This is a genomic window from Sorangium sp. So ce362, assembly GCF_051519845.1.
Taxonomy (GTDB): Bacteria; Myxococcota_A; Polyangia; order Polyangiales; family Polyangiaceae; genus Sorangium.
This window is the reverse complement of record NZ_CP150332.1, coordinates 11,372,516-11,384,800: the sequence shown is the minus strand read 5'-3', so window position 1 is coordinate 11,384,800 and position 12,285 is coordinate 11,372,516. Positions and strand designations below refer to the sequence as shown.

Annotated in this window: 8 protein-coding genes; 4 read left to right on the top strand and 4 right to left on the bottom strand. The window is 74.0% G+C overall.

The window, feature by feature from the left end; genetic code table 11:
- Positions 1-11: 11 nt before the first annotated feature.
- Positions 12-1,316, bottom strand: coding sequence for a FecR domain-containing protein (locus WMF17_RS43600; protein WP_437599465.1), 1,305 nt, complete (start codon positions 1,314-1,316; stop codon positions 12-14).
- A complete protein-coding gene (locus WMF17_RS43595) occupies positions 1,313-2,086 on the bottom strand; it encodes an RNA polymerase sigma factor (RefSeq protein WP_437599464.1) in 774 nt (257 codons plus the stop codon). The genes WMF17_RS43600 and WMF17_RS43595 overlap by 4 nt, the downstream gene beginning before the upstream one ends.
- A 305-nt stretch (positions 2,087-2,391) precedes the next feature.
- Here WMF17_RS43595 and WMF17_RS43590 point away from each other — a divergent pair, with 305 nt between their 5' ends.
- The gene (locus tag WMF17_RS43590; RefSeq protein WP_437599463.1) at positions 2,392-2,610 is read left to right on the top strand and encodes a hypothetical protein; all 219 of its coding nucleotides are present in this window, start codon (positions 2,392-2,394) and stop codon (positions 2,608-2,610) included.
- Between the two features lie 333 nt (positions 2,611-2,943).
- Positions 2,944-4,023, top strand: coding sequence for a hypothetical protein (locus WMF17_RS43585; RefSeq protein WP_437599462.1), 1,080 nt, complete (start codon positions 2,944-2,946; stop codon positions 4,021-4,023).
- A 69-nt stretch (positions 4,024-4,092) separates the two neighbouring features.
- Here the strand turns inward: WMF17_RS43585 and WMF17_RS43580 are convergent, their stop codons facing one another.
- Both WMF17_RS43580 and WMF17_RS43575 read right to left on the bottom strand, forming a co-directional pair.
- The gene (locus WMF17_RS43580; RefSeq protein ID WP_437646806.1) at positions 4,093-5,247 is read right to left on the bottom strand and encodes a ferritin-like domain-containing protein; all 1,155 of its coding nucleotides are present in this window, start codon (positions 5,245-5,247) and stop codon (positions 4,093-4,095) included.
- A 244-nt stretch (positions 5,248-5,491) separates the two neighbouring features.
- Positions 5,492-6,982 carry a serine/threonine-protein kinase gene (locus WMF17_RS43575; protein ID WP_437599460.1) on the bottom strand — a complete coding sequence of 497 codons (1,491 nt, stop codon included), beginning with the start codon at positions 6,980-6,982 and terminating at the stop codon, positions 5,492-5,494.
- A 247-nt stretch (positions 6,983-7,229) separates the two neighbouring features.
- Between WMF17_RS43575 and WMF17_RS43570 the strand changes: the two genes are divergently transcribed.
- Positions 7,230-7,991, top strand: coding sequence for a hypothetical protein (locus tag WMF17_RS43570; protein ID WP_437599459.1), 762 nt, complete (start codon positions 7,230-7,232; stop codon positions 7,989-7,991).
- 7 nt (positions 7,992-7,998) lie between these two features.
- Positions 7,999-12,282: a serine/threonine-protein kinase gene (locus WMF17_RS43565; protein WP_437646803.1), complete on the top strand. Its 4,284-nt coding sequence runs from the start codon at positions 7,999-8,001 to the stop codon at positions 12,280-12,282.
- Positions 12,283-12,285 lie beyond the last annotated feature (3 nt).

The following is a 12,285-nucleotide window of genomic DNA, read 5'->3' as shown; positions in this document are numbered from 1 at the left end:
GCGCGGGCAGATCACGGCGCGGGGGCCGCGTCGGGGGCCGGCTGCGGCTGGGGCGGCGCGGCCTCCTCCTCCCCATCCTCGGCCTCCACCTCGCCCGAGACGATCCGCTGGACGTCCTCGCACCGGCCGTCCGGGTACGTGGCCACGTACTCCTTGGCCATCTGCGAGGCCTCTTCCTTGTGCCCGGCGGCGACCTCGGTGCGGATGCGCTTGCAGAACGAGTCCTCCGCGAGGTTGCCCTCGGGGGCCAGCGAGCGCGCCTGCCCGAAATACTTCGCCGCCTGCGCCTGCTCGCCCATGCTGGCGTAGATATCGCCGAGCTTGTAGGCCGCGATCGGCGCGTAGGCGTCGGCCGGGAACCCCTCGACGACGCGCGCAAAGGCGCGCATCGCGGCGGCGCGGTCGCCGCCCTTCGCGCGCAAGAGATCGCTGAGGTCCATCAGCTCCCTCGCCGTCTTCGCGGAGGCGATGGCGCCGTCGACGCCGCCGCTCTGCTGCTTCAGGCTCTGCAGCGCCTCGGCGACGTTGCCCGCGTTGTACCGCGCGCGCCAGTCCGGCGCCGCGACCGGCGCGGCGGCCGGCGCGTCGACCGGCGGGGCGATGGGCGCCACCTCCGCGCTCGAGCGCGGCAGCGACGCGACGCGGGCTCGCCGGGGCTCCGGCGGCGCCACGACCGCCGTGGGCTGCCGGATCGGCACGCCCTCCTCGGCGTCGCCGCGCCCGAGCTCCCGCGAGCCGGCCGGCGACGTGAGCTTGACCGACCCGTCCGCGACGTTGATGTCGATGTCGTCGACGTTGTGCCTCACGCGCAGCACGCTGCCCGCCGCCGCGGCGAGCCGGGCCTCGCCGGCGACGATCGAGAGCGCCGCCGAGCGCGTCCCGCTCACGGTGTCGAGCCACGCCTCGCCCTGCACGAGCCGCAGCGTCAGCGCGCCGCCGTCCGCCTGCACGACCTCGACGGTGGTGCCCGCCGTGAGCGAGATCGTGCCGCCGCCCGGCAGCTGGAAGGTGCGCCCCCGCGAGCCCGCGGCGAACACGTCGACGAGCGACGGCGCGTCGTCGGCCGGCGCCACGGCGGTGGGCGCCGACGCCGCCGGCCCGTCGCTCCAGATCGCCTTGCCCAGCCACAGGCCGCCGGCGAACGCCGAGAACGTCGCCGCCGCGAGCAGCGCGGCCACGCCCGCGCGGCGGGGCGACGACGGCTCGCGCGCCGCCAGGTCGTGCTCGATGCGGCCCCAGACGCGCGCGATCCGCTCTTCGGTCGCGTGGTCGCGCAGATCTGCCGGGGCAATCCGGGGTAGCGCTCGCCGGCTCATGATGACGCCTCGCTGTTGGTTGGATCCACAAAGTGACCGTCGAGGAAGTGTTGCGCCCGAGAAATCCGCCGCTTGACGGTGGCCAGCGAGCAGTCGGTCATCTGCGCGACCGTCTCGAGATCGTGCCCCTCCACCGAGCGGAGGATCCACGCGATCCGGTCGTCGGCCGGCAGCGTCTGGAGCAGGGCGTAGATCTGCGCGATCTGCGCGCGCGCGTGGGGAGAGGCGGCCGGACTCGCGAGCGCGTCGAGATCGACCGGCTCGCTCGACTTGCCCATCCCGAGCACGCCGAGCAGCCGCGCGCGCCGCATCCGCGAGCGGACCTTGTGGACGACGATCGAGCCGAGCCAGGCGCGGAAGGCGGCGGGATCCACGAGGTCGCCCAGGCGCTCGAAGGCGCGGAGGAACGCGTCGTGCACGATGTCCTCCACGTCGCGCGCCGAGCCCTCGATGCGCGCCGCGAGGTGGATGGCGAAGGCCGCGTGCCGCCGGTAGAGCTGCTCGAGCGCGTTCACGTCCCCCCGCGCGCCGAGCACCACGAGCTGCGCGTCCGGCAGCTCCGTAAGGCCTCCCCCTCGCTCCGCCGGCCCGCCCGCGACGGCGCTCCGCCTGTCCCCGGCGTTCCCTCCGCGCGCGCTTCCGGGCTGGAGCTCGCTCCGGCCGCGCTCCTCCGGGGCGAACCCTGCCTCACCCAGCTCCGCCTGAGCCTCCGCCACCGGGGCGGCCGGGTCGACAAGGCGCAGGCGCCCTCGCTGAGGTCTCACAGCCATGGGTTCGTGTACCTGAATAAGGAGCAGCTGGGGTGTGATCGAGACGCCGCCGCGGGAAGCGGGCCGCTCGGCCAGAGCGGAGCCTCGCGTCCCGGGCGGCTCCTGTCCGGAGCAGAGCCGGGTGCGCACCGGGCTTCCCACGGCTTTCTAGACGCCTGGTGGGGCCCGGGCGGCTCATCGAAAAAACTGTGAGCCGTTCTGTCGACCTGCGGCGTCTGGGTGGGTGGCCGCCGGATTTTCGACGTGCGGCTCATACGTCTGCTGTTTGGGGGCGGCCTCGCCGCCCTCTATTTCGGAGGATTCCCATGAACAAGCTCGTTCTTGCGCTCGTCGCCGTCTCGGTCTCGTCTCTCGCCGTCGCCTGCGGCGGCAGCCCTGCGGCGCCGACCGACCCGTCGGCGGCGCCGACCGACCCGGCGGCGGCCCCCGCGGCTGACCCGGCGGCCCCCGCGGCCGACCCGGCGGCCCCCGCGGCCGACCCGGCGGCCCCCGCGGCCGACCCGGCGGCGGCTCCGGCGCAGTGAGCCTCCTGCGCGGCGCGCCGCTTCCTGGGTGAAGCGCGCACCGCGGAGTGCTTTGGGCGGCGCCTCTCCGGAGGCGTCGCCCTCTTTCATTTTGTGCCTGCGGCTCCGTCCCGCCTCTCCGGCCGGACGCCGAGCCCGGTAGCCCGCCGCCCACCCCCGTCACCCCGGCCGCACGGCGAGGGCGGCGCGCCTGTGCTTTGACGCCTTCAGCCGACGCTCTCCATGTATGTTCCGTCCGCACGTCGTTTGTGGACGGCGCGGCGCAGCCGCGACCCGCGAGCCGCTTCCGCTCCTCCTTACAACCCGATCTCTCATGCCCCGGGGGCCGATCGTATGGGTACCACTAGCCGACTGAGCTTCCTGCTGCGGTCCGGGCGGCATCGCCCTGGCTTCTTCTCCGCGCGCGCCCTCGCCTGGTCCGCGCTCGTTGCCGCTGCGGTCGCCGGGCTCGGCGCGGGCTGCGGCCGCACCGAGACATGGGAAGATTTCGGCTCGTCCGGCGCCGATCCCTGGGCGTGCGGCAACGGCGTCTGCGACGGCGCGGAGGACTGCTCCTCGTGCGCCCCCGACTGCGGCAGCTGCCAGGGGTGCGGGGACGGCGCCTGCAACGGCGCCGAGACCTGCTCGAGCTGCCCGAGCGACTGCGGCGTCTGCGGGGCGTGCGGCGACGGCGCCTGCGCGGGCCCCGAGAACTGCGGCAACTGCGCCTCGGACTGCGGCCTCTGTCCGAGCTGCGGCGACGGCGCCTGCGACCTGGGGCCCGAGTCGTGCTCGAGCTGTCCGATCGACTGCGGCCTCTGTCCGAGCTGCGGCGACGGCGCGTGCAGCGGCGCCGACACGTGCCTGACCTGCCCGGCCGACTGCGGCGTGTGCGCGGGCTGCGGCGACGGCTTCTGCGCGGCGTCGGAGGACTGCTCCTCGTGCGCCCCCGACTGCGGCGCCTGCGCCCCCTGCGGCAACGGGGTGTGCAACGCCGGGATCGAGAGCTGCTTCTCGTGCCCGGCGGACTGCGGCGCCTGCGCCTCCTGCGGCGACGGCGCCTGCTCGGGGACGGAGACGTGCGCGTCGTGCCAGCGCGACTGCGGCGTGTGCTCGGTGTGCCCGAACGGCGTCTGCGAGAGCTTCGAGACGTGCGCCGTCTGTCCGGCGGACTGCGGCGCGTGCGAGGTCGCCGACTGCCAGGAGGTCATCGCCTGCGCCTCCCGGTGCATCGACACCGAGCAGTCGCCGCCGGCCTTCAGCCTGGCGTGCGTCTCGAACTGCGTGTCGCGGGGCTGCGCCGACGTCCAGTTCTTCGTCGATCAGTTCATGACGTGCGCCCTCCCGTTGCTCCCCGTCTGCAACGGCGACTTCAGCTGCATCCAGAAGCAGTGCGCCGTCGAGGTCGCGGCCTGCCTCGGCGCCACCTGCTGATCGCGCCCCGGAGGACGGCGCGGGCGTCCGCCCTGCGCGCGCCGCCCCCGGGCCTCGCCCGCCCCGGTCTCACGCGTCGTCGAGCAGCTCCTTGGCCGTCAGCTCGCTGGCCGACCGCCCATGCTCGTACTCGAGCAGCCCGATCGAGGCGTAGCGCGGCCGGATCCGCCCGGAGAGCAGGCCGATCCGCTTCAGGTTCGGGACGATCCGCTTGAACATCGTCCGGCGGAAGAACCCCATCAGGTCGCTGTCGAGCATGAGCTTATCCCACGCGCAGCGCGTCATGCGATGTGCGTAGAACTCGTCATAGAACTCGTGCGCCAGGAACCGGTTGCGGAGCAAGAGCGACAGCTCGAACGCCCAGTCCTCCCGCTCCCTCCGCGCCCGCTCGCCTATGCCCTCGCGGTAGAACCTGCTCAGCGCGAGGACTCCATAATGCACGTGACGCGCCTCGTCGGTGATCACCGACCGCAGGACGTCCTTGAGGAGCGGCTCGCTCGTCACCTGGCGAATCGAGCCGAACGCGCCGAGCGCGAGGCCCTCGATCATGATCTGCATCCCCAGGAACTTCATGTCCCACCGCCCGTCGCTCATGATCGCGTCGATGACGACATACAGGTTGTCGTTGATCTCGTAGAGCTTCTCCAGCTTCTGCGTGAGGTAGGCGTGGAACACCTCGACGTGGCGCCCCTCGTCGGCGACCTGCGTGCTCCCATAGAGCTTGGCGTCGAGCGAGGGCACGCACTCGGTGACCTGCGACGCCGCGAACAGGGCGCCCTGCTCGCCGTGCAGGAACTGGCTCAGCATCCAGGAGAGGAGGCCGTGGCGCTGCGTCGCCCGCTCCCGCGCGGAGAGCCTGCCCCAGCTCGGCAGCTTGGACGGCGGCATCCAGCTGTCGGGCAAGAGCGGCATTGCCGGATCCAACCAGTCGACGTCCCGAGACCAGTCGAGGTCGGTCGTCGCGTTCCACTGGGACGTCTTGGCCAGGTGGTAGAGCCTCGCCATGTCGGGGTCGTCCCGCCCGTAACTCCAGTTAAAGCTGGCCTCGTATCCAACCGAGATATCGGTCGAGCCCACGCCCTTGCCGCGGCGCTGGACGAAGCCGCGAAAGGCTGGCCCGAGGAGCGACGCGAGCACCCGGACGTTGCCGCTGCTCGATGCGTCGCGGAGGAGAGGGGCGGAATCGAGGAGGGTCTGGATAGCTTGCTGGAGGCGCATGGACATGAAAGCTTTCCGGAACGGCGAGGCGCGGACCGGCGCCCACGGGCGGCCCTTATAATGGCATCTATCGTCCAGCGGCAATCGCCTCACGATCGTTTTTGCGTCGTCATATCGACTCCGGGAGCTCCCGAGTCCGCCAGGGGGTCCACGCCGGGCGCGCGCCCGTCGCTTCCCTGACACCGCACGTCGCGGAACGCCGAGCGGCGCGCGGCGCGCGGCGCGCGGCGAGGACCGCGCGCCCGCCGCCTCAGACCGCGCGGCTCCGCAGCGTCGGCGCCGGCGACGAGCCCTGCGCCGAGAGCTCGCCGATGCGCGCGAGGCCACCCGGCCCCGGAGAGAGATCGAGCCCGTCGACCCCGCGGACCGCCTCCTCCGTCGCGCAGAGCCCGTGCACCGGCTCGACCGGCGCCCACGCGCCGACCCGGGCCAGATCACCGCCGAGGATCTCCGGGTGGATCATCGAGCGCACCACGACCCGCCCGGCGTGCAGGCACAGATTCGGGTGCACGAGCGTGTCCGGGCGGCTCCTCAGCCCGATCTCCTCGTGGAGCGCGGCGGCGATCTCGATCACCGCCGCGCGCTCCCGCAGCGCCACCCCGGGTTCGCCGGAGAGCAGCCGCACGCCGAGGATCTCGCTGCCGGTCACGGACACCAGCGTGAGCCCGGCGTCGCGGAGGCGCTCCTCCGCGATGTCGAGCACGAGGCCGAGCTCCTCGGCGAGCGTATCGTCGATGTCGTCGGCGTCGGTGCGCAGCCGGAGGTCGAGGTAGACCGCGATCGCGTCGGCCTCGATCTCCGGCATGCTGCTCCGCCCCGACGTCGGCTCGCCCACGGCCTCGCGGAGCGTGCAGAGGAAGCTCTTCACCGACGGGTAGCGGTGCTCCGGCTGCTTCTCCAGGCAGCGCAGCACGACCGCGTCGAGCGCGGGCGGCAACGGGGTCCGCCGGCTCGGGCGCGGCGCGGGCTCCTCCAGGTGCTGCCGGAGCAGCTCCGCCGCGTCCGGCGAGTAGAACGGGAGCTTGCCCGTGAGGAGCCGGTGGAGCAGGACGCCGAGCGCATACACGTCGACGCGGGCGTCGAGGGGGCCGCCGAGGATCTGCTCGGGCGCCATGATCGTGAGCGTGCCGGGCGCCCTCCCCGCCGTGGTGAAGCCGCTGAGCCCCTCGTCGGGCTCCATCAGCTTGGCGATCCCGAAATCGAGCAGCTTGACCGCCCGCGGCGCGCCCCGCGAGACGAAGATGTTGCTGCCCTTCACGTCGCGATGAATGATGCCGGCGGCGTGCGCCGCGTCGAGCGCCGAGCAGACCGGCTCGAGCAGGTCGAGCGCCTGCTCCGGCGAGAGCCTCCCCTCCTGCCGGAGGAGCACGTCGAGCGTCACCCCGTCGAGGTGCTCCATCACGTAGAACGGCCGGCCGTCCAGGAGCTCGCCGGCGTCATGAATCTCGACGATCCCAGGGTGGTTGAGCAGCCGCACCACCTCGATCTCGCGCAGGAAGCGCTTCACCATCTTCGGCGAGGCGGCGAGCGTCCCGTGCAGCACCTTCATCGCCACACGCGCGCCCGTCTGGACATGTCTCGCCTCGTACACAGCCCCGCATCCGCCCCGGGCGATGGGCGCTCCAACGCTGTAATTGCCCGCGCGCGCGCCGCACGGCAGCTCGCCTCGGGAGAACGACCTCTCCTCCAGGGAGAATGCCCGCGTCTCGTTATCACGCGTTGCTATCGCATCCAGTGTCATAACCCCCCCGATACGACTAAGGGCTCACCCGAGCGACGTTTTTACCAGCACGGGACGATCGTGTTGGCGCTACACGTCGCTTCACCTGGTGGTACAGTAAATCCATCGTTATCCCGACGGTAGCCTATTCCATCTGCTAGCAGAATGGGGGGAACAGATGAAGAGGCGAATTCACGCGCGGCACCTGCGCATGTTTCTGTTGGTCTCATTGCCGTGCTGCGGTGGCAGCGACGGATTTCCTGCGGAGTTGGGGTCGGTCGAAGAAGTCTCAAGTGCGCTCCGGAATTACAACGCGCTCAACCCGAACGCGCTCAACCCGAACGCGCTCAACCCGAGCGCGCTCAACCCGAGCGCGCTCGCCCCGAACAGACTCGAGGGGAGCAGCCTCGCGGAGACCGCCATCACCGCCATCACCGACCCAGGCGAGCTCGGCGCGATGTCCAGGCAGCTCCTTCAATACATTGTCAGCTGCGCGCTGAACCCATCGCAGTCGCTCAGGTTCTCGTGGCACGACGAGCTCGGCGAGCTGCATGAGGAGGTCTACTCGGGGCACCTCGGGCTCGCCCCGGGCTGGCGCGACGAGCCGCTGAGCGCCTCCCGGAAGCCGTGGATCTCGGCCTGCGTGGCGTCCCGCGCAAACCGGGCTGGCATCTCGGTGATGATCTCGTCCCGCGGGCCACACGTGGCCCTCAGGTACCCCGACCGGAGCGAGGTCTCGTCGTATCCGAGGGAGGAGGGCGCGTTCTGGGGCAACCTGTTCACGAGATCCCCTCGCTTCTATGCCTGCTACAACGAGTCGAACGCGGAGAGCTCTCGCGCCCTCGGCAGGGACTGCGCCGCGGGGCTCCTCAGAGCCGACGGCAACGTCCGGGAATGCCCGAACATTCACATCGTGGGCTCATGCGATCTCGCGTGCGGCGGGCTCAGCGCCGCCGGCGGCTATCGCCCGAGCTGCACCAACCATGGTGGCGAGTCGTCGTCCGCGGTGATTACGACGTTCCTGCCCTGAGGCCCCCATGTTGCCCGATGCTCGTCGAGACGGACGCGTTGCCCGCGCCGGGGCGCTCGCCGCGCGGTGCAGGGACTGCGGCCGGCGGGTCGCGCACGTGGATCCCGGGTGTCCGCAGCACGGCCCGGTGGTGCGGCAGGCCGGCCCGGAGCCGGGCGCGCGGAGCGGCGCGGACGACTCCAGCGCCGGCTGGCTCTTCGAGGCGCCGCCGCCCAGCATCGCGGGCTACCGCGGCCTCCGGCTCGCCGGCGCGGGCGGGTTCGGGGCCGTGTTCGCGGCCGAGCCGGAGGACGGCGGTCCGACCGTGGCGATCAAGGTCGCGCGCGCCGACCGGCCCGACGCCGGCGTCCGCCTCGTCGAGGAGATGCGCGCCCTCCACGACATCGGCCCGCCCCACGTGCCCGTCGTCCATGCGTGCGGCCAGCTCCCCTCCGGGCTGCCGTACTTCGTCATGGAGTACCTCGACGGCCCGACGCTCGCCGACCGCATGGTCGCGTCCGGCGTCGCCGGCCAGATGCCGGCGCGCGCGGCGTGCTCCCTCGTCCGCGCCGCGCTCCAGGCCCTCGAGGCGGTCCACGCGCGCGGCTACGTGCACCGCGACATCAAGCCGGAGAACCTCTTCATCCTGTCCGGCGCGCCGTTCACCGCGGCCGCCCGGGACGGCGGGCACCGCGCCACCATCATCGATCTCGGCCTCGCGGCGGTGTCGGGCGCGTCGCTTTGCATCACCGCCGAGAGCGACGCGCCCGGCACCGCCGAGTACATGGCGCCCGAGCAGTGCGACGGCCGCGGCGACGTCGACGCGCGCGCGGACCTCTATGCCCTCGGCGTCGTGCTGTTCGAGCTGCTCACCGGCAAGCCGCCGTTCTGGGGCCCCCCAGCCCTGGTGCGGCAGGACCACCTGGGCCGCCGCCCGCCGCGCCCCTCCTCGCTCGCGCCGATCTCGCGCCCGCTCGAGGAGATCGTGCTCCAGTGCCTCGTCAAGGACAGGAGCCAGCGCTTCGAGAGCGCCGCGGCGCTCGGCGCCGCCCTGGAGAGCTTCGAGCGCGATCAGGAGCGCCGCCCCTCGCGCCTCCGGCGCCCCAACACGGAGCCGCCGCCGCCGAGCGCCCGCCGCGTCGAGCGGCGCGCCGTCGCGCTCCTCTTCTTCGAGGCCGAGCTCGACGTCGTGGCCCTCCAGCGGCGGCTCAGCGCGCTCGGCGGCGAGCTCGCGCACGCCGCGGGCAGCCGCTTCGTCGCCGTCTTCGACCACGCGGACGGCGCGAGCCCGCTGCGCCGCGCGATGCACGCCGGCCGCGAGCTCGAGCAGCAGCGCGTCCTCTCGCGCGGGCTGCTCGACGTCGCGTCCGTGTCCGTCCAGGCGCGGCCCGACGGCTCGCGGCGGTTCCTGAGCCCGCTCTTCCACCGTCACGATCGCTCCGCGCCGGGCGATCCCCCGGGGCTCGCCCTGTCGCCGGCCGCCGTGGCGGCGCTCGGCGACAGCGGCTCGCAGCCCCCGGGCGACTCCCTCCCCCCGCCCGGGCCGGCCTCCGTCCAGCCCGGGCCGGCCTCCGCCCGGCCCGACGCCGACACCGCGTTCGACACGAGCTCCCAGCCGCTCTTCGGCCGGAGCGAGGTCCTCGACGCGCTTGTCGCGGGCGCGCGCGACGCCGTGGAGAACGCGACGCCCACCATCGCCAGCGTCATCGGCGTGGCCGGCCACGGCAAGAGCCGCCTCGCCGGCGCCCTCGTGCAGCGGCTGCGCGAGCTCGACGTCCGCGCCGAGGTGATCGAGCTCCGGACCGGCGAGCCGGTCGCGGGCGGGGCGGACCGCGTCATCCGGGAGATCCTCCAGCAGGCGCTCTCGCTGCCGTCGTCCCCCCCGGCGGACGGCGGCCGCGAGCTCCTCCGGCGCCGCCTCGGCGCCGCGCAGCAGGCGCGGCTCGGGGCCGCCGTCGCGCTCGCGCTCGGCTGGATCAGCGACGCCGCGGTCGCCGAGGGGCGCTACCCGGAGCTCCGCGCGCTCTCCGCGGCCCCGGGCGCGCTCCGCGCCGCGCTCACCGTGGCGGCCGGCGAGGCCCTCCGCCGGCGGTCGCGCCGGACGCCGCTCTTCGTGGTGCTCGACGACGCGCACGCGGCGGACGACGCGGCGCTGGCCGCGCTCGAGTACGCGGCGCTCGCCGAGGCGCAGACGCGGCTGTTCATCTGCGCGTTCGGGCGGCCGACCTTCGAGAGCGCGCGCCCCGACTGGGGCGAGCGCGCCGCGCGCCGCGAGACCTACCGCCTCGAGGCGCTCGACCGCGACAGCGCGATCGCCCTCTGCCGGCGGCTGCTCCTGCCCGCGGAGGACGTGCCCGAGCCCGCGCTCGCGCACCTTGTCGAGCGGGCGCAGGGCGTCCCGCTCCTGCTCATCGAGCTCGTGCGCGGCCTCAAGCGCGAGGGCATCGTGCGCCGGCACCCGAGGGGCGACGCCTGGTACCTGGCCACCGACGAGCTCGATCGCCTCCCCGACATGCCGCTCCTCGACTGGCTCGCGCTCGGCGAGATCGACGCGCTCCCGCCCGCGCTCCAGGCGCACGCGCGCCTCATCGCGCTCCTCGGCCCCGACGTCGCCGTCGCCGAGGTGGCCGGCGTGCTCCAGCGGCTCGACGAGCACGGCGAGGCCGACGATCTCCCGCTCGACGCCGAGGTCGCCGTGAAGCGGCTGCTCACCGCGGGCCTGCTCGTCCAGGACCGGCGAGGCCGCATCGGCTTCCGCCACGCCTTGGTCCGCGAGGCGGTGTCCCGCGGCGCGCCCGAGCCGCTCCGCCGGCGCGTCCACCTCGCGGCCTTCAAGCTGCACCGCGACGCCTCCGGGGACGAGGTGGGCGAGCGCGACGCGCCGCACCTCAAGGACGCGCGCCTCATCCCGTTCGCGTACCACGCGGCCCAGGCGGGCCTCGGCGAGGTCGCCGAGGCCGCCTACCTCACCCTGGCCGAGCGCGCGCGCGCCCGGCACGCCTACCTCGACGCGGAGACGTTCTACAGCCGCGCGCTGGAGCAGCCGATCGAGCCGACCGCCCCGAGCGCGGGCGGGCGCGGGCCGGCGCGCCCCGCGCACGGCGGCGCGCCGGCCCGCGCGCGCCCCGACCGCGCGGCCGCGCACCGGGGCCGCGGCCTCATGCGCTACCGCCTGGGCCGCTACCACGACGCGCTCGCCGACTTCGCCAGCGCGCGGACCATCGCGCGCGCGCGGGGCGACGTCCCGGCGCAGATCGACATCCTCCTCGACGAGGCCACGGCGCTCGACTGGATGGACGAGTTCAAGAGCTCCGAGGAGCGCGTCGAGGAGGCGGGCGCGCTCGCCGCCGGGATCGCGCTGTCGCCGGCGCTCGCCGCGCGCCTCGCGCTCGGCGTCGGGCGCTCGCTGCACCGCTTCAGCCGCGAGGAGGAGGCGGCCGCCGCGCTCGAGCGGGCGGCGGCCGCCTCCTCCTCGCTCGGCGACGACGGCTACGAGACGCGGGTCATCTCGCTGCTCATGCTCGGCTTCGTCTTCCAGGGGCTCGGCCGGCTCGACGAGGCCGAGGAGGCGCTCGGCCAGGCGATCGCGCTCTGCGAGGCGCACCACGACACGCTGCACCTCGGCTCGGTGACGAACAACCGCGCGCTCCTCTGGGCGTGCCGCGGCGACAAGACCCGGATGATCGCCGACCTCGAGCGGGTGCTGTCGCTCGCGCGCGAGCTCGGCCAGAGCGGGCTGGAGCGGGTCGGCGAGTACAACCTCGGCGAGTACCTCTACCTCATGGACGACCTCGCGGCGGCGAAGCCGCACATCGAGCGCGCGCTCGAGATCGAGCAGCACCGGTTCTGCGGGACGTGCCGGCCGGTCGCCCTGCTCCTCGAGGCCCGCTTCCTCTTCTACTGCGGCGAGCAGGCCGAGGCCCGCGCGCTGTTCGAGCGGATGCGCGAGATGCAGGAGCAGGCGCGCGCGGAGGGCCGCGCCGACGCGCTGATGGGCCCCTCGGAGGAGGTGCTCTGCGCCATGATCGACCTGGCGACGCGGGGCGGGAGCGACGCCGCGTGGGACGCCCTCGTGGACCGCTCGGCGCAGAGCTCCGTCGGCCAGGAGCACATCGAGGTGCTCGAGATCCGCGCGGTCACCGCGCTGCGCTGCGGCCGGCTCGCCGCCGCGCGCAGCGCGCTGGCCGCCGCGCTCCTGGCCGCGGAGCGCATCCCGAACGTGATGGCCGACCGGCTGCGCCGCCACGCCGCCGCCATCGCCGAGCGCGAAGCGGCAGAGGCCGCCTCGGATCGACCGACGCTGCCCGCGTGAGCG

Coding starts and splice junctions, on each gene's coding strand:
- WMF17_RS43575 (WP_437599460.1), bottom strand. CDS start 6,982: ATGACACTGGATGCGATAGCAACGCGTGATAACGAGACGCGGGCATTC.
- WMF17_RS43600 (WP_437599465.1), bottom strand. CDS start 1,316: ATGAGCCGGCGAGCGCTACCCCGGATTGCCCCGGCAGATCTGCGCGAC.
- WMF17_RS43585 (WP_437599462.1), top strand. CDS start 2,944: ATGGGTACCACTAGCCGACTGAGCTTCCTGCTGCGGTCCGGGCGGCAT.
- WMF17_RS43590 (WP_437599463.1), top strand. CDS start 2,392: ATGAACAAGCTCGTTCTTGCGCTCGTCGCCGTCTCGGTCTCGTCTCTC.
- WMF17_RS43565 (WP_437646803.1), top strand. CDS start 7,999: ATGTTGCCCGATGCTCGTCGAGACGGACGCGTTGCCCGCGCCGGGGCG.
- WMF17_RS43580 (WP_437646806.1), bottom strand. CDS start 5,247: ATGTCCATGCGCCTCCAGCAAGCTATCCAGACCCTCCTCGATTCCGCC.
- WMF17_RS43595 (WP_437599464.1), bottom strand. CDS start 2,086: ATGGCTGTGAGACCTCAGCGAGGGCGCCTGCGCCTTGTCGACCCGGCC.